25 protein-coding genes are annotated in these 21513 nt (G+C 72.6%); 14 read left to right on the top strand and 11 right to left on the bottom strand.

What is annotated here, in order from left to right; genetic code table 11:
• Nucleotides 1–116: 116 nt before the first annotated feature.
• From DAI17_RS09515 to DAI17_RS09500, 4 genes are all read left to right on the top strand, one after another.
• Nucleotides 117–728 (top strand): Dps family protein, encoded by a 612-nt coding sequence (locus DAI17_RS09515; RefSeq protein WP_199905040.1) that lies wholly within the window; start codon nt 117–119, stop codon nt 726–728.
• Nucleotides 729–833: 105 nt separating this feature from the next.
• Nucleotides 834–1769, top strand: coding sequence for an ABC transporter ATP-binding protein (locus tag DAI17_RS09510; RefSeq protein WP_234412424.1), 936 nt, complete (start codon nt 834–836; stop codon nt 1767–1769).
• Nucleotides 1769–2581 carry an ABC transporter permease gene (locus DAI17_RS09505; RefSeq protein ID WP_107772686.1) on the top strand — a complete coding sequence of 271 codons (813 nt, stop codon included), beginning with the start codon at nt 1769–1771 and terminating at the stop codon, nt 2579–2581. Before DAI17_RS09510 ends, DAI17_RS09505 begins: the two co-directional genes overlap by 1 nt.
• The gene (locus DAI17_RS09500; RefSeq protein ID WP_107772685.1) at nt 2581–3372 is read left to right on the top strand and encodes an ABC transporter permease; all 792 of its coding nucleotides are present in this window, start codon (nt 2581–2583) and stop codon (nt 3370–3372) included. Before DAI17_RS09505 ends, DAI17_RS09500 begins: the two co-directional genes overlap by 1 nt.
• On the opposite strand, the gene DAI17_RS20950 is transcribed toward DAI17_RS09500, so the two are convergent.
• The 6 genes from DAI17_RS20950 to DAI17_RS09475 are packed head-to-tail and all read right to left on the bottom strand — an operon-like array spanning nt 3365 to nt 8126.
• Complete coding sequence (locus DAI17_RS20950; RefSeq protein WP_159081453.1) at nt 3365–4360, bottom strand: nucleoside hydrolase; 996 nt, start codon at nt 4358–4360, stop codon at nt 3365–3367. The genes DAI17_RS09500 and DAI17_RS20950 overlap by 8 nt on opposite strands.
• 14 nt (nt 4361–4374) lie before the next feature.
• A complete protein-coding gene (locus tag DAI17_RS20945) occupies nt 4375–5286 on the bottom strand; it encodes a hypothetical protein (protein ID WP_159081452.1) in 912 nt (303 codons plus the stop codon).
• Nucleotides 5283–5843 carry a hypothetical protein gene (locus DAI17_RS20940; RefSeq protein ID WP_159081451.1) on the bottom strand — a complete coding sequence of 187 codons (561 nt, stop codon included), beginning with the start codon at nt 5841–5843 and terminating at the stop codon, nt 5283–5285. Before DAI17_RS20940 ends, DAI17_RS20945 begins: the two co-directional genes overlap by 4 nt.
• Nucleotides 5840–6706 carry an ABC transporter ATP-binding protein gene (locus DAI17_RS09485; RefSeq protein WP_107772683.1) on the bottom strand — a complete coding sequence of 289 codons (867 nt, stop codon included), beginning with the start codon at nt 6704–6706 and terminating at the stop codon, nt 5840–5842. Before DAI17_RS09485 ends, DAI17_RS20940 begins: the two co-directional genes overlap by 4 nt.
• Complete coding sequence (locus DAI17_RS09480) at nt 6703–7536, bottom strand: hypothetical protein (protein WP_107772682.1); 834 nt, start codon at nt 7534–7536, stop codon at nt 6703–6705. The genes DAI17_RS09485 and DAI17_RS09480 overlap by 4 nt, the downstream gene beginning before the upstream one ends.
• Nucleotides 7533–8126: an RNA polymerase sigma factor gene (locus DAI17_RS09475; RefSeq protein ID WP_199905039.1), complete on the bottom strand. Its 594-nt coding sequence runs from the start codon at nt 8124–8126 to the stop codon at nt 7533–7535. Before DAI17_RS09475 ends, DAI17_RS09480 begins: the two co-directional genes overlap by 4 nt.
• Nucleotides 8127–8241: 115 nt before the next feature.
• Here DAI17_RS09475 and DAI17_RS09470 point away from each other — a divergent pair, with 115 nt between their 5' ends.
• The 10 genes from DAI17_RS09470 to DAI17_RS09425 all read left to right on the top strand — a co-directional run bounded on the left by DAI17_RS09470 (nt 8242) and on the right by DAI17_RS09425 (nt 15545).
• Complete coding sequence (locus tag DAI17_RS09470; RefSeq protein ID WP_107772681.1) at nt 8242–8775, top strand: DinB family protein; 534 nt, start codon at nt 8242–8244, stop codon at nt 8773–8775.
• A complete protein-coding gene (locus tag DAI17_RS09465; protein ID WP_107772680.1) occupies nt 8772–9389 on the top strand; it encodes a class I SAM-dependent methyltransferase in 618 nt (205 codons plus the stop codon). The genes DAI17_RS09470 and DAI17_RS09465 overlap by 4 nt, the downstream gene beginning before the upstream one ends.
• Nucleotides 9386–9580, top strand: a complete 195-nt coding sequence (locus tag DAI17_RS09460; protein ID WP_107772679.1) for a DUF3046 domain-containing protein — start codon at nt 9386–9388, stop codon at nt 9578–9580. The genes DAI17_RS09465 and DAI17_RS09460 overlap by 4 nt, the downstream gene beginning before the upstream one ends.
• The gene (locus DAI17_RS09455) at nt 9577–10857 is read left to right on the top strand and encodes an MFS transporter (RefSeq protein ID WP_107772678.1); all 1281 of its coding nucleotides are present in this window, start codon (nt 9577–9579) and stop codon (nt 10855–10857) included. Before DAI17_RS09460 ends, DAI17_RS09455 begins: the two co-directional genes overlap by 4 nt.
• Nucleotides 10858–11035: 178 nt before the next feature.
• Nucleotides 11036–12085: a recombinase RecA gene (recA, locus tag DAI17_RS09450; protein ID WP_107772677.1), complete on the top strand. Its 1050-nt coding sequence runs from the start codon at nt 11036–11038 to the stop codon at nt 12083–12085.
• Nucleotides 12075–12722, top strand: coding sequence for a regulatory protein RecX (locus DAI17_RS09445; RefSeq protein WP_107772676.1), 648 nt, complete (start codon nt 12075–12077; stop codon nt 12720–12722). The genes recA and DAI17_RS09445 overlap by 11 nt, the downstream gene beginning before the upstream one ends.
• Before the next feature lie 9 nt (nt 12723–12731).
• Entirely contained in the window at nt 12732–13613 is an 882-nt protein-coding gene (locus tag DAI17_RS09440; RefSeq protein WP_107772675.1) for a PPK2 family polyphosphate kinase, read from the top strand.
• Entirely contained in the window at nt 13610–14419 is an 810-nt protein-coding gene (locus DAI17_RS09435) for a HipA family kinase (RefSeq protein WP_107772674.1), read from the top strand. The genes DAI17_RS09440 and DAI17_RS09435 overlap by 4 nt, the downstream gene beginning before the upstream one ends.
• Nucleotides 14416–14796 carry a DUF3037 domain-containing protein gene (locus DAI17_RS09430; RefSeq protein ID WP_107772911.1) on the top strand — a complete coding sequence of 127 codons (381 nt, stop codon included), beginning with the start codon at nt 14416–14418 and terminating at the stop codon, nt 14794–14796. The genes DAI17_RS09435 and DAI17_RS09430 overlap by 4 nt, the downstream gene beginning before the upstream one ends.
• Nucleotides 14797–14804: 8 nt before the next feature.
• Nucleotides 14805–15545: a DNA alkylation repair protein gene (locus DAI17_RS09425; protein ID WP_107772673.1), complete on the top strand. Its 741-nt coding sequence runs from the start codon at nt 14805–14807 to the stop codon at nt 15543–15545.
• On the opposite strand, the gene DAI17_RS09420 is transcribed toward DAI17_RS09425, so the two are convergent.
• The 5 genes from DAI17_RS09420 to DAI17_RS09400 form a co-directional block, all read right to left on the bottom strand.
• On the bottom strand, nt 15509–16252 hold the full coding sequence (locus DAI17_RS09420; RefSeq protein WP_107772672.1) for a sirohydrochlorin chelatase: 744 nt from the start codon (nt 16250–16252) through the stop codon (nt 15509–15511). The two genes, DAI17_RS09425 and DAI17_RS09420, sit on opposite strands and share 37 nt — an antisense overlap.
• A 73-nt stretch (nt 16253–16325) precedes the next feature.
• Complete coding sequence (locus DAI17_RS09415; protein ID WP_107772671.1) at nt 16326–17069, bottom strand: phosphoadenylyl-sulfate reductase; 744 nt, start codon at nt 17067–17069, stop codon at nt 16326–16328.
• On the bottom strand, nt 17066–17224 hold the full coding sequence (locus tag DAI17_RS09410; RefSeq protein WP_107772670.1) for an Insertion element protein: 159 nt from the start codon (nt 17222–17224) through the stop codon (nt 17066–17068). The genes DAI17_RS09415 and DAI17_RS09410 overlap by 4 nt, the downstream gene beginning before the upstream one ends.
• Before the next feature lie 55 nt (nt 17225–17279).
• On the bottom strand, nt 17280–19025 hold the full coding sequence (locus DAI17_RS09405) for a nitrite/sulfite reductase (protein WP_107772669.1): 1746 nt from the start codon (nt 19023–19025) through the stop codon (nt 17280–17282).
• Nucleotides 19026–19336: 311 nt separating this feature from the next.
• On the bottom strand, nt 19337–21508 hold the full coding sequence (locus DAI17_RS09400; RefSeq protein WP_159081450.1) for an arylsulfotransferase family protein: 2172 nt from the start codon (nt 21506–21508) through the stop codon (nt 19337–19339).
• Nucleotides 21509–21513 lie beyond the last annotated feature (5 nt).

Below are 21513 nucleotides of genomic sequence, written 5' to 3'. Positions count from 1 at the left end.
TGTCCTACGGCACCGACAACGGTGCCGTGTCGCGGATGCTCGCCCGGCCCTCCGACGCCGCCACCCCGCCCGCAGGGGTGGGCACGTCCTTCCCCGGCCTGCCTAGGGTCATCGACATGGCTACGAAGAGCTCGTCCATCCAGACCTTCACCGTCCCCGGCCTCAGCGCCCAGGAGAGCACCACCGTCGTCTCCGCGCTGCAGGACCGCCTGTTCGCCTACACCGACCTCCACCTCGTGCTCAAGCACGTGCACTGGAACGTCGTGGGCCCCAACTTCATCGGCGTCCACGAGATGCTCGACCCGCAGGTCGACGTCGTGCGCGGCTACGCCGACGCCGTCGCCGAGCGGATCGCGACCATGGGCGGTACGCCGGTCGGCACGCCGGGCGCGCTGGTCGACGCACGCTCGTGGGACGACTACGACATCGGCAAGGACACCGCCCAGGCCCACCTCGGCGCGCTCGACCTCGTCTACTCCGGCGTGATCGAGGACAACCGCTCGGCGATCGACGTGGTCGGCGAGGTGGATCCGGTGACCGAGGACCTGCTGATCGGACAGACCGGAGAGCTCGAGCAGTTCCACTGGTTCATCCGCGCCCACCTCGAGAACGCCGGCGGCCACCTGGCCACCGAGGGCGCCACCACCGAGCAGGAGGCCGCCGACGCGGCCCGCGGGTCGCGTCGTACGACCCGGAAGGCCACGAAGGCGGCACGCAAGAAGTCCTAGTCCGGGCATCGGACGAGGAGGAACCCCTGCGGGTCCTTCTCGTCCTCCGGCCCGGGCCGGACGTCGGTTCGGTCACCGTCGGTGGCGATCTATAGGGTCACGACCGTGAGTGAATCCATGATCCTGGCGCGGGGGCTGCGCAAGTCGTTCGGCGACTTCGAGGCCGTCAAGGGCATCGACGTCGACGTCCGGCGGGGCGAGGCGTTCGGCTTCCTCGGACCCAACGGCGCGGGCAAGTCGAGCACGATGCGGATGATCGCGAGCGTCAGCCCGATCAGCGGTGGTGAGCTCAGCATCCTGGGCATGGACCCGGCCACCCAGGGGCCCGCGATCCGGAGTCGCCTGGGGGTGTGCCCCCAGGAGGACACGCTCGACAACGAGCTCAACGTCCGCGACAACCTGTTCATCTACGGCCGCTACTTCGGCATCCCCAAGGGGGAGGTCAACACGCGCGTCGACGAGCTGCTGGAGTTCGTGCAGCTGACCGACAAGGCGAGGTCGCGGGTCGAGGACCTGTCCGGCGGCATGAAGCGACGCCTCACCATCGCCCGCAGCCTGGTCAACAAGCCCGACCTGCTGCTGCTCGACGAGCCGACCACGGGCCTGGACCCGCAGGCCCGCCACGTGCTGTGGGACCAGCTCTTCCGGCTCAAGCAGGCGGGCGTGACCCTGGTCATCACCACGCACTACATGGACGAGGCCGAGCAGCTGTGCGACCGCCTCGTCGTCATGGACAAGGGCCTCATCGCGGCCGAGGGATCGCCCCGGCAGCTCATCGAGGAGCACTCGACGCGCGAGGTCGCCGAGCTCCGCTTCGGCATCGTCGACGAGGGCAACGTCCACGAGCAGATCGCCGAGAAGATCGGCGACCTCGGCCGGCTCGAGGTGCTGCCCGACCGGATCCTCGTCTACAGCCCCGACGGCGAGGAGGTCATCGCCCGGGTCCACGAGCGCGGGCTCGAGCCGATCGCCGTGCTGGTCCGTCGCTCCACGCTCGAGGACGTGTTCCTCAAGCTCACCGGCCGGACGCTGGTCGACTGATGGCCGCCTCCTCGACACCGGCCGGCGGGCTCACGCTGGCCCAGGGCATCGGTCGGCAGACCGACTACTGGTGGACGGTCTTCAAGCGCACCTGGCGCGGCGGCATCATCTCCTCGTTCTTCTCGCCGCTCTTCTACGTGCTGGCCATGGGCGTGCTCCTGGGCGGCTTCATCGAGGTCGACCCGGCACGGCTCGAGGGAGCCACCTCCTACCTGGCCTTCATCGTCCCGGGCCTCGTGGTCGCCCACGCCCTCGGCCTCGCCGTGGGCGAGACGACCTACCCGGTCATGGGCGGGCTCAAGTGGCACAAGACCTACTGGGCGCAGGCCGCGACGCCGCTCGAGGCGCGGCACATCGCCGGCGCGCACCTGATGTTCGTGCTGTTCCGCCTGGTCACCGCGTGCGGGGTGTTCATGCTGGTGCTGGCGCCGTTCGGCGTCTTCGAGACCTGGTGGGGACCGATCCTCGCCTTCCCGGTCCAGCTGCTGACCGGCATGGCGTTCGCCTCGGTGGTCATGGGGATCTCGGTGCGGGTGAAGTCCGAGGAGGCCTTCGGGGTGATCTTCCGCCTCGGCGTGATGCCGCTGACGCTCTTCTCCGGTGCGTTCTTCCCGGTCAGCAACCTGGGCCCGGTCATGGAGTGGCTGGCCCGGGCCACACCCATGTGGCACGGCGTCAACCTCTCTCGGATGCTGTGCCTCGACACCGTCGACTGGTCGCTGGCGCTGGTCAACCTCGCCGTCCTGGTTTCGGTCACGGCCTTCGGCTGGTGGTGGGCCGCGCGCGGCCTCGAGCGGAGGCTGGTGCTCTGATGTCGGTCACGCCCTACGAGCCGCTGACGTCCGTCCAGGCCCTCGGCCTGCTCGTCCAGCGCAACTACATCACCTACCGCTCCGCGTGGAAGCTGTTCATCACCGGCTTCCTCGAGCCGGTCTTCTTCCTGTTCTCCATCGGCATCGGCGTCGGCCAGCTCATCGATGCCTTCGAGTTCAACGGCCAGGCCATCCCGTACGCCGAGTTCGTGGCGCCCGGCATGCTCGCGGTCAGCGCGTTCAACGGAGCGCTCATGGACTCGACCTACAACGTCTTCTTCAAGCTGAAGTACGAGAAGCTCTACGACCAGATGCTGGCCACCCCGCTGACCACGGCCGACATCGCGCGCGGCGAGATCGCCTGGGGCCAGATCCGGGGGTCCACCTACTCCGCGGTCTTCCTGCTCGTGATGGCCGCGATGGGCATGCTGCACTCGTGGTGGGCCTTGCTCGCGCTGCCCGCCGCGATGCTGATCGGCTTCGCGTTCAGTGCCGTCTGCATGGCCCTGACGACGTGGATGAAGAGCTTCCAGGACTTCGACAAGATCACGCTCATCCAGATGCCGATGTTCCTGTTCTCGGCGACCTTCTTCCCCGTCACCGCCTACGAGGGTGTGCTGCGTTGGATCGTGGAGGCGACGCCGCTCTACCGCGGTGTCGTGCTGTGCCGCGAGCTCACCACCGGCACGCCGGGCTGGGAGAGCGTCATCTCGGTCGTCTACCTGCTCGTCATGGGCCTCGTCGGCCTCGCGATCGTGCGCCGTCGGCTCGACACGCTGCTGCTCACCTGAGGTCGGCGCCGAAGACCTCCGCGTAGGCCGCGTCCAGCAGACCGGAGTCCAGCCCGGTGACCACGCGCACCGGACCATCACCGGTGCGCACGAGACGCCCCCGGTCGTCCTCCACGTCGACCTCCCACGTGCCGGTCGCGACCGTGGCCGCCTCCGGGGTGGTGAACACGCCGGCCGTGGCGAGGTCCCAGAAGGCCGGCGAGGCGAACTGCGGGTCGCCGCCCAGCCTGCTCACGACGGGTGCCGCGAGCCCGTCCGGGCGGCCGGGCGGGACCGGGTCGTCGGGGACGATCGTCAGCGGGACCTCTCCGGCCACCACATCGGCGAAGGCGTCCACGTCGGCTGCGGCGTTCCACTCGCCCACGCCGAGCGCCGCGTCGTGCGAGGTGGCCTCGACGATCCCGGCCATCGACGTCACCCCCGCGATGCGCGCGTACGACGCGGGACGGCGACGACGCACCTCCGCGATCTCGGTCAACGGTCCGAGGGCCACGACCTGCAGGCCGTCGACCCGGTCCGCGAGCCGGGCGACATGGGTCGCCGCGTCGACCTTCGTCACGGGCGGCAGGGGGCCCGCCCCCGTCCTGTCGAGTCCGCTGTGGCTCATAGCCCCCGTCGCCCACGGCACCGGGAACGGCTCCCCGTGCGGGCCGCGGTCGGTGTCCCCGCACGCCACCGGCACCGGGTCCTCGTCGATCGCCTCGAAGAAGTCGGCGAGCAGGTCGACACCGCCGCCGCAGGTCACCATGCCGGTGGTGGGCACGGTGAGCGCCAGCACCTCGACGTCCGGGTGCCGCACCAGGTAGGCGATGGCGGCGAGGTCGTCGGGAGCCAGGTCCGAGTCGACGACCACCGGTACGGCGTCCGCGGACGGGGGCGGAGCGGGGGCGAGCGAGCCGCCCACGATCTGCTCGCCGTCGTCGTCCGACGCAGCGGGGGCGCAGGCGACGAGCGCGACGAGCAACGGGGCCACGGTCGCCAGCCGCACGCGGGCCGACCACCTCACGGCAGCACCGCGTACTGCGCGACGACGCCGACGGCGGCGACGACCGAACCGGCGGCCAGCATCCACCTGCGGGTGCGCCCCTTCGGGACGGCGAACGCCCCGACCACGGCGGACAGGCCCAGCAACCAGACGGCATGCCACCAGCCCAGCGCGTTGGACACGAACACGCGGGACCACTGGCCGCTGAACTCCCCGGGTCCCTCGAGCAGCCAGTGCGCCGGGAATCCGAGCGGGTCCGCCGTGGCCGGGCCGGCATGCACCCGGACGGGCTGGACCTGGAGGACCGAGAACGGCGTGACCACCTCGTGCCCGAACAGCCAGTAGACGCTGACGAGGAACCACACGACGAACAGCAGCGGGACGACCGACACGAGGTGCGGGAGCCGCCGCCCGAGGACTGCGCCGACCGCCACCGCCAGGACCGCGAGGGCCACGGGCTGGGCCAGCTCGCCCGCGGTGAACAGCGCCTCGGTGGTGCGTCCGGGTTCGACGCCGAGCCAGAGCCCGCCGCGGTCGCGCTGGCGCCACGCCAGGAGTCCGGCGTACGCGACGGCGATGCCGACTAGGGGGAGTGCGGCCACCAGGCGGGCGATGGCCCGGGTTCCTTCTCGCACCGGCGCGTCGGGAGCCACCTCGACCCGTTCGCGGTGGAAGGAGACGGCCGTGACGAGCGAGATGACAAGGAGGAGCGGCGTCACCGAGACCGCGATCTCCTCGTACGACGCTCCGGCCCATTCGTCGGGATCCGGGACGACCGACCACATCATCCACACCGACAGGGCGGCGCCGGCCCACAGCACGGGGTTGCGCAGGATCCGCCGCAGCTCGGCGAGCGCCACGGCGCGGACCACGCCCCGGGTCAGGCCGCGGGGTCGCGAGACCGGGAGGGCGGGGGCCGCGGCGCTCATCGCCGCCTCCCCGCGACCAGGGCGCCGAGCGCCACCGCGGCGACCGGCCAGGGGTCGGTCCGCCACCAACCGGCGGCGTCGCCGAGGAGGACGTCGCTCGGCACGGTCATGTCCAGGGCGAACCAGAGCACCGGCACCGAGGCTCCCACGAGCACGGCACGTCGGGCGGGTGACCACACGCCGGCCGCCACCCCGACGGCGGTCATGGCGAGCAGCGGGCCGGGCGACGTCGCCTCCAGCGAGGGTGGCGCCACCACGACCAGCGCCACCCAGACCAGCAGGGCCGGCACCAGGACCAGGGCCAGCCGCAGGAGGCGGCGCTGCATGACCGACACCGGCACGGGCGCGAGCAGGTCGGTCGCCGGGTCGTGCAGCGAGGCGACCACGACGCTGGCCAGGGCCGCGGCCGCGATCGCCATCACCACGTCGGACGGCCGCTGGGCGGTCCGGGCGACGAGCAGGACGATGACCAGCACGGCGGCCACTCCGACGAGGGGCGACCAGCGGATCGACCGCGACGTGGGGCGCGCGGCCTGCGCGAGCGGAGTGATCGTCATCGCCAGCCCCCGGTCACGAAGAGGTAGCCGTCCTCCAGCGTCGGCCGCACCGTGGTGGCGCCGGCGGGAGGGGTGCCCACGTGGCGGTAGGTACCCTCGGCGGTCATCCAGCTCCGGGCCGCGCGCGGGTCGCGTTCCTCCGCCTCCCACACGCGTCCCTCCGCGGTGGTCCGCAGCCCCTGCGGGGTGCCGTCGAAGTGGATGCGACCGTCGCGCATCACCACGACCCGCTGGCACAGGGCCGCGACCTCACTGGTGTTGTGCGTGGACAGCACGACGGTCCCGCGCTGCGCCGTCTCCGAGAGCAGCGACCGCAGCTCGATGCGCTGCTCGGGGTCGAGCCCGGTGGCGGGCTCGTCCAGCACCAGCAGCTCGGGGCGGCCGAGCAGCGCAGCTGCCAGGGCGACACGCTGGCGCATCCCTCCGGACAGCGTGCGGATCCTGCGGCGCTGCATGTCGCCGAGGCCGACCGACTCGAGCACGCGCACCGCGTCCCGGCGCCGGGCGGCGGCGTCGGTCTGCTCCTTGAGCACCGCGACGTACTCGACCATCTCCAGCACGGTGAAGCCGCCGTACAGGCTCGGGGCCTGGGGCAGGTAGCCGAGCCGCCGGCGGATCTCCAGGCGTTCGGCCGGCACCCGCGGGTCACGACCGAGCAGCCGGACCTCCCCGGCGTCCGGGGCCAGCACGGTGGCCAGCATCCGCAGCAGGGTCGTCTTGCCGGCGCCGTTCGGGCCGAGCAGACCGACCACGCCCCCGGAGAGGTCCAGGTCGACGTCCCGCACGGCGCGGACGCCGCGGAACGACTTGCGCAGGCCGGCCGTGCGGACCAGGGTGCCGGCTCGGTCGTGGACGATGGTCATGCGGTCCTCCGGTAGGTGACGTGGTCGCGGCGGGCGCAGGCCAGGGCGAGCGCCGCGACGGCGATGATGAGGGTGAGGAGCTGGACGCCGGACGACGCGAGGACGTCCGCGACGAGGTCCGAGGTCCCGCGGGAGCGCAGTGCGGGCAGGGTGACGGCCAGGGCCCACCCCGCGCCGAGAGCACCGGCGAGCACGGAGGGGTCGCGGAGCACCGTGCCTCCGAGCAGGACCAGTGAGCAGAGGGCGAGGCCGGGCAGCAGCCAGCCGAACGCGACGTACGACGGCAGGCCGAGCGCGAGGGCCGCGAGGACCCCCACGGGTGCGGCGGCGAGGGCGACGAGCAGGGCGCGGACGGCCACGAGGCGGAAGCCGGCGAGCGGGGCGGCCAGCGCGAGCTCGCCCGCCGGGTCGCTGCCACGCCGGTAGGCCAGGGCGACCGCCCCGAGCGGGGCGAGCGGTGCGACGGCGAGGAGTGCGGTGGCGGCGTCGCGGCCCGTCAGCACCACCGGCAGCACGGGCAGGGCCAGCACGGCGACGACGGCCGAGAGCCACGCGACGAAGAGCGGGGGGGACGACACCGAGGCCCGGACGACCAGCGTCGGCCGCACCCGGCTCGTCCAGGACTGCTGCGGCCGGTCGATGCGCTCGACGAGGGCGGTCCACCGCCTCTCGGTGTCCGCGTGGCCCTCGGGCCCGCGGACCGTGGCGAGCGACCCGCGGCAGCCGGGGCAGCCGAGGAGGTGCGACTCGACCGAGGCCGTCAGCACCGTGCCGGCGGAGCCGGACAGGTAGGCGGCGAGGTCGTGGTCGGAGACATGCCAGGCGTTCACAGGAGGGCCTCCCTCAGCTCGGTGCGAGCCCGGCTCATCCGGCTCTTCACGGTGCCGCTGGGGATCCCCAGCAGCTGTCCCGCCTCGCGGGTGGTCAGTCCGTCCAGCACGGTCGCCTGCACCACGGCCCGCAGCTCGGGCGACAGCCGTTCGAGGGCCACGCCCACGTCGCTGTACTGGACGCGGGCGAGGACCTCCTCCTCGGCCGACAGCACCTGGGAGCCACGGAGGGAGGCGAGCCGCTCGACGACGTTCTTGCGGGGGCGCAGCCGGTGCAGCAGCGAGCGGATGGCGATGCCCCACAGCCAGGCGCCGACGTCCCCGTCGCCGCGCCACGAGGGTTTGCGCCACACGGCGAGGAAGGTGTCCGAGATCGCCTCGTCCACGACCGCCGGGTCCGGGCACCGGTGCGACAGGCGCGCCGAGAGCCACGGCTCGTGACGCACGAAGAGCTCGTGGAGCGCCGTCCGGTCGACGTCGCGCACGGCGGCCACGAGCGTGGCGTCGCTCGCCGACTCCCAGTCCCCGTCCATCTCGATCCCCTGCACGACCTCTTGTGCCCACGACCCGGCGCGCCGGTTCACCATCATGCGGATTTCTCGCCACCTGGCCCGACCGGTCTGGACCGGCGGGTCGCGTCCGGCCCTGTCGGGCCCGCGAGGAACCGGGTCGCCGGACGAGCGGAGCCGCTGCGAGGATGGGGCCATGCCCGAGCCCGACCCCGTCGTCCCCGACACCTTGGACTGGACCTGGGTCCTGGACCGACCCTGCGAGGAGTGCGGCTTCGACCCGGCCGCCCACACGCTCGCCTCCGTGCCGGCCGCCCTGCACGACTCGGCGATGGTGTGGTCGGGGGTGCTCGCCCGCGCCGGCGCCGCCGAGCGTCCGTCACCGGGCACCTGGTCGCCGCTGGAGTACGCCTGCCACGTCCGCGACGTGCACCGGCTCTTCGCCGAGCGCGTGGGGCTGATGCTGGCCCAGGACGGCCCGCGCTTCGACAACTGGGACCAGGACGCCACGGCCGTGGCCTCGCGCTACGCCGAGCAGGACCCGGCGACGGTGGACGTCGAGCTCGTCGAGGCCGCCGGGCACGTGGCCGGCGTGTACGCCGCCGTGCCCGCCGAGGCGGCCCACCGCCGCGGCACGCGCTCGAACGGCTCCGAGTTCACCGTGGAGACCCTGGCGCTCTACCACCTGCACGACGTGCTCCACCACGTGCACGACGTGGGTGCGGCATGAGCGACCCGGTGGCCGCGACCGTGCGCGCCTACGACCTCCACGCGGTCGCGTACGCCGAGCTCACGGCCGCGCCGTCAGCGTCCGTGCGGGCCGCTGTCGAGCGGTTCGCCGCCGGCGTCGGCGCGGGTGGGCGGGTCCTGGAGGTCGGATCGGGCGGAGGACGCGACGCCGCGCTGATGGAGGACCTCGGGCTGCGCGTGCGGCGTACGGACGTCACGCCGGGCTTCGTCGCACTGCTGCGCGAGCAGGGGCACGCGGCCGACCTGCTCGACCCTCTCGTCGACGACCTGCCTTCCCCCGAGGGGCCGTACGACGGCGTCTGGGCGAACGCCTCCCTGCTGCACGTCGCACGGGCCGACCTGCCGGCCGTCCAGACCCGCCTGGCGGCCGTGACCAGGCAGGGTGGGTTGCTGCACGTCTCGGTCAAGGAGGGCGTCGGCGAGGGCTGGTCGACCCACGGCGCGGTCCGCGCACCGCGGCACTTCACCTACTGGCAGGCCGATACCGTGCGGGGGGCCGTGACCGGCACGGGCTGGAACGACATCGAGGTCGCGCGGTCGGACGGCGACGGGAACACCCAGGCGTGGCTCGAGGTCACGGCGGTGCGCGGATGAGGCACACCGAGTTCTGGGCGCGGCTGGACCACGCCCTCGGTCCGGCGTCGTCGCGCTCGTGGGCCGAGCTCTTCGTCATCGGCGACCTCGGCGGCCGCACGGTGGTCGAGGCGCTGGACGCCGGGATGCCGCCCAAGCAGGTCTGGGCGGCGGTGTGGCAGGTGCTCGAGCTCCCGGAGTCCCAGCGGTGAGCACGCCCGCCGAGTCCGCGGCCGTCGCGCACGCCGGGGTCCAGGCGCGCACGCTGCGGGTGCTGGTCGTCTCCCAGGCCGTCGGCGCCGTGGGCGTCACGATCGGCGTCGCGACGGCCTCGCTCCTGGCCCGCGACATCTCCGGGTCCGACGCCCAGGCCGGCCTCGCACAGACCTTCCAGGTCCTCGGGACCGCCCTGGCGGCGTACCTCCTCGCGCGGTTGATGGGACGCCGGGGCCGCCGGGTCGGCCTCGTCACCGGCTACCTCGCGGGAGCGACGGGCGCGGCCCTGTGCGTGGCCGCCGGCGTGGTCGGCTCCATGGCGGTCCTGCTCACCGGTGCCGTGCTGCTGGGCTCCACCACGGCGGTCAACAACGGGTCCCGGTACGCCGCCACGGACCTCGCCCCGGAGGAGACGCGCGGTCGTGCCCTGTCACTCGTGGTGTGGGCGACGACCATCGGTGCCGTCGCGGGGCCCAACCTGACCGGTGTGGGGGCCACGCTCGCGCGGCGGCTCGGCATCCCCGAGCTCACCGGCGGCTTCGCCATCGGCGCCGTGGTCCTGGTGGTCGCGGCGGTGTGGGTCGCCGTGCTGCTGCGTCCCGACCCGCTGCTGCTGGCGCAGGCCGCGGCCGGTGCGACCGCGGAGGCCCGGTCGGGTCGCTCGTGGTCCCGCTTCACCGACGCGCTCCGCGCGCAGCCCGCGCTGGGGGCGGCCATCGTGGGCATGGCGTGCGCGCATGCCGCGATGGTGACGGTGATGATCATGACGCCGCTCCACATGGAGCACGGGGGTGCCCACCTGCACGTCATCGGCTTCGTGATCTCGGTGCACGTCCTGGGGATGTTCGCCTTCTCGCCCCTCATGGGCATGGCCGCCGACCGCTTCGGGCGCGCGCAGGTGCTGCGGGCCGGGGGAGTGGTGCTGCTCGTGGCCCTCGCGCTGTGCGGGCTCGCCCCGCAGGGGTCGTCCTGGCAGATCTTCGCCGGGCTCTTCCTGCTCGGGCTCGGCTGGTCGGCCGCGACGGTCGCGGCCTCGACGATCATCGCCGACCTCACCCCCGTGGCCGCGCGGACCGACGTGCAGGGCACCTCCGACATGGCGATGTCGCTGACGGCCGCGGGCGGAGGGGCGCTGGCCGGGGTGATCGTCGCCTGGCTGGGCTACCCGGCGCTGGCGGCGTTCGCCGGCCTGCTCGCCCTCACGGTCGTGGTCTCGGGCCAGGCCGCGCGTCACGCCGGGACGACCCGGCTCGTCGTCACCCCGCCCGGGTAGGCGACACGCGGGCCACGGTGCGGGAGTCGAACAGGCGTTCGGGCTAGATTGTGTCCACAGGTACGACGCAGGGCGAGGTGGTCCACAGCGTTCGACGGGGCTGATCAGGCACTGTCGGTGGCTCGTCCTAGCGTCGCAGACGTACCTCACACCCGACGGATCAGACAAGGACACGCACATGGCTGGTGGAGATCGCGAGAAGGCACTGGACGCCGCCCTCGCCAACATCGAGAAGTCGTTCGGCAAGGGCTCGGTCATGCGACTGGGCGACGACAGCCGCGCTCCGCTGGAGGTGATCCCGACCGGCGCCATCGCACTCGACGTGGCGCTCGGCCTCGGCGGTCTGCCCCGCGGCCGTGTGGTGGAGATCTACGGTCCGGAGTCCTCCGGAAAGACGACGGTCGCGCTGCACGCGGTGGCCAGCGCCCAGGCGGCCGGCGGCATCGTCGCCTTCATCGACGCCGAGCACGCGCTCGACCCCGACTACGCCAAGGCCCTCGGCGTGGACACCGACGCCCTGCTGGTCTCCCAGCCCGACTCCGGTGAGCAGGCGCTCGAGATCGCCGACATGCTCATCCGCTCCGGCGCCCTGTCCCTCATCGTCATCGACTCCGTGGCCGCGCTGGTGCCCCGTGCCGAGATCGAGGGCGAGATGGGCGACAGCCACGTCGGCCTCCAGGCGCGGCTGATGAGCCAGGCGCTGCGCAAGATGACCGGTGCCCTCAACAACTCCGGCACCACCGCCATCTTCATCAACCAGCTGCGCGAGAAGATCGGCGTCATGTTCGGCTCGCCCGAGACGACGACCGGTGGCCGGGCGCTGAAGTTCTACTCCTCGGTGCGCCTCGACGTGCGTCGCATCGAGACCCTCAAGGACGGCCAGGAGATGGTGGGCAACCGCACCCGCGTCAAGGTCGTGAAGAACAAGGTGGCCCCGCCGTTCAAGCAGGCCGAGTTCGACATCATGTACGGCAAGGGCATCAGCCGTGAGGGCGGCCTCATCGACGTTGGCGTCGAGGCCGGCCTGGTCCGCAAGTCCGGCGCTTGGTACACCTACGACGGCGACCAGCTCGGACAGGGCAAGGAGAACGCCCGCACGTTCCTCAAGGACAACCCCGACCTGGCCAACGAGCTGGAGAAGAAGATCCTCGAGAAGCTCGGCGTCGGGCCCCAGGTCGACTCCCCGTCCGACCTCTCCGACGACCCCATCGGTGTGGATGACTTCTGAGCAGGCTCCCGGGTCGGGTGAGTCCAGGCCGATGCCGTCGTGGGTGGGAGACGTCCACGACGGTGTCGAGGCCTGGACCCGGTCGGCCCGGCGTCCGGAGGCGCCACCACTGCCGAGCACGGTGTCCGAGTCGGTGCGCGACGATCCGGAGCCCGACCACGAGTCCGTGGCCCGCAAGATCCTCCTCGACGCCCTGACCGGCCAGGCACGGTCACGACGCGAGCTCGCCGACAAGCTGGCCAAGAAGGACGTGCCGGCCGACCTCGCCACCGCCCTGCTCGACCGGTTCGAGGAGGTGGGCCTGGTCGACGACGAGGCGTTCGCCCGGGCGTGGATCGCCTCCCGCCAGCCCGGCAAGGGGCTCGCCCGACGAGCACTCGCCCAGGAGCTGCGCCGCAAGGGCATCGACGACGACGTCGCGCGCGATGCGCTCGACGAGATCGACCCCGACGACGAGGAGGCCGCCGCGCGCGCCCTGGTCCGCAAGAAGCTGCGGAGCATGCGTGGCGTCGAGACGGACAAGGCGACCCGTCGCCTGGTCGGGATGCTGGCGCGCAAGGGCTACCCGCCCGGCATGGCGTTCGCCGTGGTCAAGGACGAGCTGGCGGTCGACGACACCGACGTCGAGTCGCTCTAGGCTGCGGCCATGGCCAAGACCAAGAAGTCAGCAGGTTCCACAGGCGAGGCCGTACGACCGCTCCTGCAGGTCCCGGCCGGGCCGGTCGACCTGGGCTCGATCGACCCGCGCTCCACGCCGGGGTTCGACGGGGACAAGGCCGCCGGCAAGGCGGCACTGCCCGTCGTCGGCGAGCCCCTCGCCGAGCTGCAGGAGAGGCTCTACGCGCACGGCAAGGCCGACGGCGACCAGCGTGTCCTGCTGGTGCTCCAGGGCATGGACACCTCCGGCAAGGGCGGCGTGCTGCGCCACTCCGTGGGCCTCATCGACCCCCAAGGCGTGCGGATCACCTCCTTCAAGGCGCCCGACGCCGAGGAGCGACGCCACGACTTCCTGTGGCGCATCCGTCGGGCGGTGCCCGGCCCCGGCCTGGTGGGCGTCTTCGACCGCTCCCACTACGAGGACGTGCTCATCGCCCGGGTGCGCGAGCTGACGACGCGCTCGGCGATCACCCGCCGCTACGACGCCATCAACCGCTTCGAGGCCGAGCTCGCGGACAGCGGCGTGACGATCCTCAAGTGCATGCTCCACATCTCCCCCGAGGAGCAGAAGGAGCGGCTGCTCGCGCGGCTCGACGACCCGTCGAAGCACTGGAAGTTCAACCCGGGCGACATCGACGAGCGGTCCCAGTGGCACGCCTACCAGGAGGCCTACGAGATCGCCCTGGAGCGCTGCAACACCGAGGTCGCCCCGTGGCACGTCGTCCCGAGCGACCGCAAGTGGTACCGCAACTGGGCGGTTGCCACGATGCTGCACGAGGTCCTCGACGAGCTCGACACCCCCTGGCCCGAGGCCGACTTCGACGTGGCCGAGCAGCGGCGCCGCATCCTCGAGGAGGACCCGGTCACGTGACGGCGACACCGGCTCAGGCCGAGGAGACCGTCCTTCCCGACGTGTTCGTGACCCGCTACGTGACGCCCCTGCGCGAGGGCGGCAGCCTGCCGGGCATCGTGGAGGGCGACGACCTCGGCACCTACGTCTGCAAGTTCCGCGGCGCCGGTCAGGGGCTCAAGGTGCTGGTGGCCGAGGTGATCGTGAGCGGGCTCGCCGAGCGGCTGGGTCTGCGCACGCCCCGTCTGGTGGCCCTCGAGCTCGACCCCGAGATCGCGCGGTACGAGGCCGACGAGGAGGTCCAGGACCTGCTCAACGCCAGCGCGGGGCTCAACCTCGGCGTCGACTTCCTCCCCGGCGCCTTCGGTGTGGACGGCGCCGTGCTCGACGCCGACGGGCCCGCCGGCGCGGAGGCGGCCCGGGTGATCTGGCTCGACGCCTTCTGCGCCAACGTCGACCGTTCGTGGCGCAACCCCAACCTGCTGCTGTGGCACGGAGACCTGTGGGTGATCGACCACGGTGCCTCGCTCTACTTCCACCACGGCTGGGCCGGCGGCGTCACCGACCCCCAGCGCTTCGCCCGTCAGCCGTGGGACTCCTCGGACCACGTCCTGGGCCGGCACCTCGACGAGGTGGCGGCGGCAGACGCCGAGGTGTCGCCCCTCCTCGACCGGGCGGCCTTCGCGAGCGTCGTGGCGCGGGTCCCCGACGAGTGGCTCGAGCCGGTGCCCGGCGCCGAGACGCCCGAGGCGCTGCGGGCGGCGTACGTCGACTTCCTCGTCGCCCGCCTCGGCACCCGCCAGTGGCTCCCGGGCGGTGGCGCATGAAGCGACTGCCCTACCAGTACGTCGTCCTGCGCTGCGTGCCCCGCCCGGACCGCGAGGAGTTCCTCAACGTCGGCGTGGTGCTGCACTGCCAGGCGGCCGACTTCCTCGACGTGGCGTGGCTCTGCGACCGCGACCGGCTGGCGGCCCTCGACCCGGACCTCGACCCCGACCAGGTGTGCGCCGCTCTCGAGTTCGTCGAGGGCGTCGCCCGCGGGGACCGGCGTGGGGGAGAGGCCGCCGGCCAGCCGCTGGGCCAGCGGTTCGGGTTCCTCAAGGCGCCGCGGAGCACCGTCCTCCAGCCCGGGCCGGTGCACGGCGGCGTCACCACCGACCCCGCCCGCCAGCTGGAGCACCTGCTCGAGCGCCTGGTGGGTTAGGCAGCCGGATGGGCGCCGACGCGGTCCTCGTCGCGAGCATCCGGGACGCCCTGGCGGGTGCGGGCGACCCCGAGCGGGCGCGCGGTCAGCAGGCCTACATGAAGTCCGCGCTGCCCTACCGCGGGCTGCGCTCCCCGGAGCTGGCGGCGCTCCTGCGTCCGCTGCTCGCCGAGCATCGCCTCGACGACCGGCAGGTCTGGGAGCACACGGCCCGCGAGCTGTGGGACGGGGCCACGCACCGTGAGGAGTGGTACGCCGCGATCGCGCTGCTGCGCCACCGGCACTACCGCGCGTGGCTCGATCCCGAGCTGCTGCCGCTGCTGCGGCACCTCCTGGTGACCGGCGCGTGGTGGGACGTGGTCGACGAGGTCTCCGCCCATTTGGTCGGCGGGGTGCTCGCCGGTCACCGCGAGGCCGTCACCCCCGTCGTACGCCGCTGGGCGACCGACGAGGAGAGCATGTGGGTACGCCGCGCGGCCATCCTCGCCCAGCTGCGGCACCGCGCGGACACCGACACCGCGCTGCTCGCCGACGCCGTCGAGGCCAACCTCGAGGGCTCGGCGTACGGCTCGGAGTTCTTCGTCCGCAAGGCGGTCGGATGGGCGCTGCGCGAGCACAGCCGCACCGACCCCGACTGGGTGCGGGCCTTCGTCGATGCGCACGCCGACCGCCTCGCGCCGCTCTCACGGCGCGAGGCGCTGCGGCTGCTGCCTCAGACGGGGACGAGCTCGACGGCGCCGACGGCGTAGCGGGCCAGCACCGCCCGGGCGACCTCGGGGTGCGCGCCGAGCGGCTCGGACACCGCGATCGCGCCGGCCTCGGTCGCGAGCTCCGCGGCCCGGTCGGGCAGGAAGCCCGGAGCCAGGAAGAACGACGCGACCGCGATGTGGCGCCGGCCCTCGGCCCGGAAGGCGCGGACGGCCTCGCCCGCGGCCGGGGGAGCGGCCGACGCGAAGGCGGCGGTCACCGGCAGCTTGTGCCGGGTGCCCCAGGTGCGGGCGAGCCGGGCGACGGCCTGGTTGGCGAGCGGGTCCGAGGAACCGGCGGCGGCCAGCACCAGGGCGTCGAGCTCGCGGACCCGGGCCTCCTTGAGGGCGTCGCGCAGGCGCAGGTCCAGCACCTCGAGGAACGTGGCCTCCATGCCGAGGATCCTGGACGCGCGGATCTTGAGCCCCTCGTGGCGGGCCGCCGCGGCGGCGATGGCCTCGGGGACGTCGACCTTCGCGTGGTAGGCCTCGGTGAGGAGCAGGGGCACGACGACGATCTCCTCGAAGCCCGCCTTGACCAGCTTGGCGACCACCGTCTCGAAGGACGGCTTGGACAGGTCGAGGAACGCGGGCTCGATCCGGAGGTCGGGGCGCATCGAGCGGACCTCGTCGACGAGCGCGGTGATCGTCGCGGCCGAGCGGGGGTCACGGCTTCCGTGAGCCAGGGCGACCAGTGCAGGAGCGGCCATCAGCGGGGCCTCCCATCTTGGGTGGTGGGGTGGAGATCGACGCCGTTGTCGTGGAGGGAGAGGCGGGGTGTGTTCATGCGTGGATCCCGCACTCGGTCTTGGTGGTGCCGGCCCAGCGGCCGCTGCGCGGGTCGTCGCCGGGAGCGACGCGCCGGGTGCAGGGCCAGCAGCCGATGGAGGGGTAGCCGTCGTAGACGAGGGGGTTGACCAGGACGCCGTTGTCGGCGATGTAGCGCTCGACCTGCTCGTCGGACCACCGCGCCATCGGGGAGACCTTGACCTTCTGCTTGCGCGCGTCCCAGCCGACGACCGGTGCGATGACCCTGTTGTGGGTCTCGGCGCGGCGCAGGCCGGTCGCCCACGCGTCGTACCCGGACAGGGTGTCCGCTAGGGGCTTGACCTTGCGCAGGGCGCAGCACAGGTCGGGGTCGGTCCTGTAGAGGTCCTTGCCGTACTGCGCGTCCTGCTCGGCCACGGTGAGGTCGGTGCTGACGGTCCGGAGGTTGACCGGCAGCGTCGCCTCCACGGCGTCGCGGGTCCCGATCGTCTCGGCGAAGTGGTAGCCGGTGTCGAGGAAGACCACGTCGATGCCGGGCGCGACCGTCGAGGCGAGGTGCGCGAGCACGGCGTCGCCCATGGACGAGGTGATGCAGAAGCGCTCCCCGAACGTCGCCACGGCCCACTCGATGATGACCTCGGCGGGTGCCAGCTCGAGCTCGGCTCCGACGTGCGAGACCAGCTCGCGCAGTTCCTCGGGGGAGCGGCCGTCGGTGTGGGTGCCCTTGAAGTCGCGGGCAGCCTGGGTGGAGAGGCTCATCGGGCACCTCCTCGGCTGGTATCGGGACGGGTGAGGCCGAGGTACTTCACGGCGAACGCCCGCAGGCACGACCGGCACTCCCAGCCGTCCTCCAGCGGCCACAGGGTGGTCTCGCCGCAGTAGGGGCAGTGCTGGGCGACCGCGCGCTCGCTCATCTCGGGGTCCCCGCGGAATCGGGAGCGCAGCGAGCGATTTCGTGGGGTGAGCTCATCAGACGGCCTCGGTGGCCCGCTCGCCGCGCAGGTGGACCTCGTCGGCGCGGGCGGCCCAGGTCGCGAACGACTCGCCGTCCTCGCGGTCGTCGAGGTAGGCGGTCACGACGTTGGTCACGTAGTCGTCCAGGTCGGCGCTGGCGACCTTGTGGGCCCGTAGCTTGCGGCCGAAGCCGGCCTGCAGCCCCAGGGCGCCACCGAGGTGGACCTGGAAGCCCTCGACCTGGTTGCCGGCCTCGTCCATGACCAGCTGTCCCTTGAGGCCGATGTCGGCGACCTGGGTGCGGGCGCAGGCGTTGGGGCAGCCGTTGACGTTGACGGTGATCGGGGTGTCGAGGTCGGGGAAGCGCTTCTCCAGCTCGGTGACGAGGCTGCGGGCGCGCTCCTTGGTGTCGACGATGGCGAGCTTGCAGAACTCGATGCCGGTGCAGGCCATCGTGCTGCGTCGCCAGTTGCTGGGGCGGGCGGTCAGCCCGATCTTCTCCAGGTCGTCGGCGAAGGCGTCGGTGTCCGCGGCGTCGACGCCGAGGACCACGAGCTTCTGGTACGCCGTGAGGCGCGCGCCCAGCGCGCCGTACTGCTCGACGAGGTCGCCCAGCGCGGTCAGCGTGCGGCCGTCGATGCGACCCACGAGCGGCGCGGCGCCGACGTAGAACTTGCCGTCCTTCTGCTCGTGGATGCCGATGTGGTCGCCCTGGACGACCGGCGTCGCGGGGGAGGGGCAGTCGACGAGGGCCCGGTGCAGGTACTCGGTCTCGAGCACCTCGCGGAACTTCTCCACGCCCCAGTCGGCGACGAGGAACTTCAGCCGCGCCTTGGAGCGCAGCCGGCGGTAGCCGTAGTCGCGGAAGATCGACGCGACGCCCTCCCAGGCGTCGGCCACCTCGTCCAGCGGGATCCACACGCCGAGCTTCTGCGCCAGCATCGGGTTGGTGGACAGTCCGCCGCCGACCCACATGTCGAAGCCGGGACCGTGCTCGGGGTGGACGGTCCCGACGAAGGACACGTCGTTGACCTCGGGGGCGACGTCGTGGCTGGGGTGGCCGGTCAGCGCGGTCTTGAACTTGCGCGGCAGGTTGGAGAACTCCGGGTTGCCGATCGCGCGGGCCTTGATCTCCGCGAGCGCTGAGGAGCCGTCGATGATCTCGTCCTTGGCGATGCCGGCGACCGGCGAGCCGAGGAACGGTCGCGGCGAGTCTCCGCAGGCCTCGATCGTGATCAGCCCGACCGACTCGAGCCGCTCCCAGATCGCCGGCACGCTCTCGACCTCGATCCAGTGGTACTGGATGTTGTTGCGGTCGGTGATGTCGGCGGTGTTCCGGGCGTACGTCGTGGAGGTCTCGCCCAGGGCCCGCAGCTGCTCCGGCCCGAGGACCTGGCCGTCGGTGCGCACCCGCATCATGAAGTAGCGGTCGTCGAGCTCCTCCTCCTCGAGCATGGCGGTCTTGCCGCCGTCGAAGCCGGGAGCGCGCTGGGTGTAGAGACCCATCCAGCGGAAGCGGCCGCGCAGGTCGGCCGGGTCGATGGAGTCGAAGCCGCGCTTGGAGTAGATGTTCTCGATCCGGGCGCGGACGTTGAGGGGGTTGTCGTCCTTCTTCGTCTGCTCGTTCTTGTTGAGCGGCTCGGTGTAGCCGAGGGCCCACTGGCCCTCGCCGCGCTTGCGGCGGACGGGCCGGGCGGCCGGCGCGGACGTGGCGGCGGGCTGGGAGGAGCTGCCGGCCGGGACGGTCGGGGTGCTGGTCACGGTGTCGTGTCCTTCTGACGCTGAGTGGCCGCGCGCGACGGTGAGCGCGGATGTGCGGGGGGAGGCGGCGAGTTTCAGCGGTGCCAACACATCATGCTGCGCGTACGACCGAGGTCCACGTGGCGACGGACCACGAGAAACTGGGAGGTGGCAGCAAGACTCATGTCAAGGAGTCTCAACTCCCGGACAGCCCGACCACAAGGCGAGATCCCATGATGCGAGACGGCCCTCCACATTCTGAGACGCGCCGCCGGAGCTCAGGCGTGGAGCGGGGGTTCCGTGCGTCCCACGTCACATTCCTCGACCTGCCGTCACCGACGACGCACGAGCACGACGACTCGGTCAGCGGCCCCTCTGCGGCTCGCACGCAGCGGGAGCCGGACGAGGTCCCGTCCGGCGCGCGTGGTCGTGGCGACCTCGACCCTCAGGCGCACGCTCTCACCGACGCGGAGGCGAGGCGTCCGCCATCCCTTCCCGGTCACTGCCCGGGTGCGTGACTCCCCGCCTGCGCGGTAGGTCACGGTCACGCCGTCGACGGTGACGGGTCCCCGCATCACGAACCGGCCCCGTGCCGTGCCGGTGTTGGTCACCCGCAGCGCCATCGTGCGCTTCGCCGCGCGCCCGGTGGGCAGGCTCGTGACGGCCGTCTGCTCGAGCGGCGACCGGTCGCCGGCACCCACCCAGGAGCCTCGCCGCCGCAGTCGGACGGCCAGGTCGGGCAGTGCCCTCGCAGCGGCGACGGGCGGCACCGGGGCCGCGGTCGTGGGCACGGGTGTGGGCGCGCTGGTCACCTCGCTCGCCGGCACCGGTCCCGCCGTGACGGTGTAGCTGCGGGTGAGCGTGGTGGTCCGGCCTGCTCCGTCACGGGCGGTCACCGACCAGGTCCGGGTCCCGGTCGTCGAGGTGTCCAGCCGGTCGCCGGACGGTCCGTCGCACGCCTGCAGCGTCGAACCGCCGCGGTCGGTGCACGAGTACGCCACCGGGACGACGGCGCCCACCGCCACGGATGCGCCGTCCGCCGGACCGTCGAGCGTGACCTGGGGGTCGAAGCCGTCACGCGCCGGGACGAGCGCCGCCCGGTAGCTGAAGTAGGCGTTGGTCCCCGCCGCCCCGTCCCCGACCCGCTCGTCGCGCAGGGTCCAGACCGTCGCGCCGGAGGAGTCGGTCTCGGACGCGATCGTCCTCTGGTCGGCGGACCAGCCGATGAGCACGTTGCCGTTGCCGGTCCGGGCGGCCGAGCCCATGAACCAGGAGAACCGGTCGGCAGGACCATACGTCCGCACGACCTCGGCCGAGGTGTCGTCGACGGTGAGCTCGACGACGCGGGAGCTCGGCCGCGGGACGGCCGGGCCGTCGGGACGCGCCTGGTCCACGCACAAGTTGCCGAAGAACGAGGTGGACCCGTTGTCGAAGAGGAGCACGTTGCCGTTCGGCAGCAGGGTCGCCGCATGCTGCGCGCAGGGACCGGTGTCGCCCGGCGGGAAGGTGAAGCTGCTGTCGCGCCCGCCCAGCTTCCAGATGACGTCACCGGGCTGGTGGCCGTCGTGAGCCCGGGTCGCGATGAGGAACACCGAGCTCAGGTGGCGGAACGACGCCAGCACGTCGCCGTTCGGCGCGACGTCGATCGAGTTGACGTGTGCGTAGTCGGCGTTGTCCGGCGTCACCGTCTCGTCGGCGTACGGTGCGCTCGACCACTGGAAGACGACCTTCCCCGAGGCGTCGACGTGCTGGATGACCGAGTCGACGAGGCCGGTCGTGGGATCTGGCTCGTAGGAGACCAGCCAGTGCGAGCCGTCGGGGAGCAGCAGCGAGTCGTGGTCGTCCGTGTTCACCAGACCGGTGGTCTCGACCCGCCGCAGCTCCTGGAACCGGTCATCGAGCACGACGAGCGCGCCGCCGCTGCGTCCGGGCGTGGTCGTGGGGCGGTGCAGGGTGTAGCGGCCGTTGGCGGCCATCTTGAGGTCCAGCACCCGCTCGCGGTGGGCGCGCGTGTACGACGGGACGCCCTGGCGATCCACGACCGCCTCGAACCGGGGCGAGACCCCGTCGTAACGGTCCAGCGTGAGCGCGATGCTGCCGGCCTGCAGGGAAGCGCCCGTGGCAGTGGCCGAGAGGGTGGGGAACCCTGGCGGCAGCACGTGCAGGGCATACGCGTGGCGACCCGAGACGTCCTGGAGGAAGATCGAGATCTCGTCACCGGGTGCAGGCGCGGCGAAGGTCGCGGTGCCGTCCTCGTCGCGGACCCCGTTGATCCAGACGGCGTCGGCGTCAGTGACGTCGACCTGCACCGAGCCGTCCGGGGCGGGATGGACGGCGTACCGGGTGATGGTCGGGTCGAAGGCGGGGTACATGCGCGTCGCGCCCGTGACGGTGATCCGTGCGTCGTCCGCAGCCTGCGCGGCGACGGGTCCTGTGGGGAGTGCTGGGAGGAGGGCGGCAACGAGCGCGGCTGCGCCCAGGAGTGCCCACGGGCGGACGCGCATGCGGT

The organism is Nocardioides sediminis, from assembly GCF_003047295.1.
Classification (GTDB): Bacteria; Actinomycetota; Actinomycetes; order Propionibacteriales; family Nocardioidaceae; genus Nocardioides; species Nocardioides sediminis.
Note: the sequence above shows the minus strand (reverse complement) of the source record. Positions and strands in the feature narration are given on the sequence as shown.

Coding starts and splice junctions, on each gene's coding strand:
- DAI17_RS09465 (WP_107772680.1), top strand. CDS start 8,772: ATGAGCGACCCGGTGGCCGCGACCGTGCGCGCCTACGACCTCCACGCG.
- DAI17_RS09420 (WP_107772672.1), bottom strand. CDS start 16,252: ATGGCCGCTCCTGCACTGGTCGCCCTGGCTCACGGAAGCCGTGACCCC.
- DAI17_RS09475 (WP_199905039.1), bottom strand. CDS start 8,126: ATGATGGTGAACCGGCGCGCCGGGTCGTGGGCACAAGAGGTCGTGCAG.
- DAI17_RS09485 (WP_107772683.1), bottom strand. CDS start 6,706: ATGACCATCGTCCACGACCGAGCCGGCACCCTGGTCCGCACGGCCGGC.
- DAI17_RS09500 (WP_107772685.1), top strand. CDS start 2,581: ATGTCGGTCACGCCCTACGAGCCGCTGACGTCCGTCCAGGCCCTCGGC.
- DAI17_RS09460 (WP_107772679.1), top strand. CDS start 9,386: ATGAGGCACACCGAGTTCTGGGCGCGGCTGGACCACGCCCTCGGTCCG.
- DAI17_RS09415 (WP_107772671.1), bottom strand. CDS start 17,069: ATGAGCCTCTCCACCCAGGCTGCCCGCGACTTCAAGGGCACCCACACC.
- recA (WP_107772677.1), top strand. CDS start 11,036: ATGGCTGGTGGAGATCGCGAGAAGGCACTGGACGCCGCCCTCGCCAAC.
- DAI17_RS20945 (WP_159081452.1), bottom strand. CDS start 5,286: ATGAGCGCCGCGGCCCCCGCCCTCCCGGTCTCGCGACCCCGCGGCCTG.
- DAI17_RS09445 (WP_107772676.1), top strand. CDS start 12,075: ATGACTTCTGAGCAGGCTCCCGGGTCGGGTGAGTCCAGGCCGATGCCG.
- DAI17_RS09430 (WP_107772911.1), top strand. CDS start 14,416: ATGAAGCGACTGCCCTACCAGTACGTCGTCCTGCGCTGCGTGCCCCGC.
- DAI17_RS09400 (WP_159081450.1), bottom strand. CDS start 21,508: ATGCGCGTCCGCCCGTGGGCACTCCTGGGCGCAGCCGCGCTCGTTGCC.
- DAI17_RS09410 (WP_107772670.1), bottom strand. CDS start 17,224: ATGAGCGAGCGCGCGGTCGCCCAGCACTGCCCCTACTGCGGCGAGACC.
- DAI17_RS20940 (WP_159081451.1), bottom strand. CDS start 5,843: ATGACGATCACTCCGCTCGCGCAGGCCGCGCGCCCCACGTCGCGGTCG.
- DAI17_RS09425 (WP_107772673.1), top strand. CDS start 14,805: ATGGGCGCCGACGCGGTCCTCGTCGCGAGCATCCGGGACGCCCTGGCG.
- DAI17_RS09470 (WP_107772681.1), top strand. CDS start 8,242: ATGCCCGAGCCCGACCCCGTCGTCCCCGACACCTTGGACTGGACCTGG.
- DAI17_RS09440 (WP_107772675.1), top strand. CDS start 12,732: ATGGCCAAGACCAAGAAGTCAGCAGGTTCCACAGGCGAGGCCGTACGA.
- DAI17_RS09515 (WP_199905040.1), top strand. CDS start 117: ATGGCTACGAAGAGCTCGTCCATCCAGACCTTCACCGTCCCCGGCCTC.
- DAI17_RS09505 (WP_107772686.1), top strand. CDS start 1,769: ATGGCCGCCTCCTCGACACCGGCCGGCGGGCTCACGCTGGCCCAGGGC.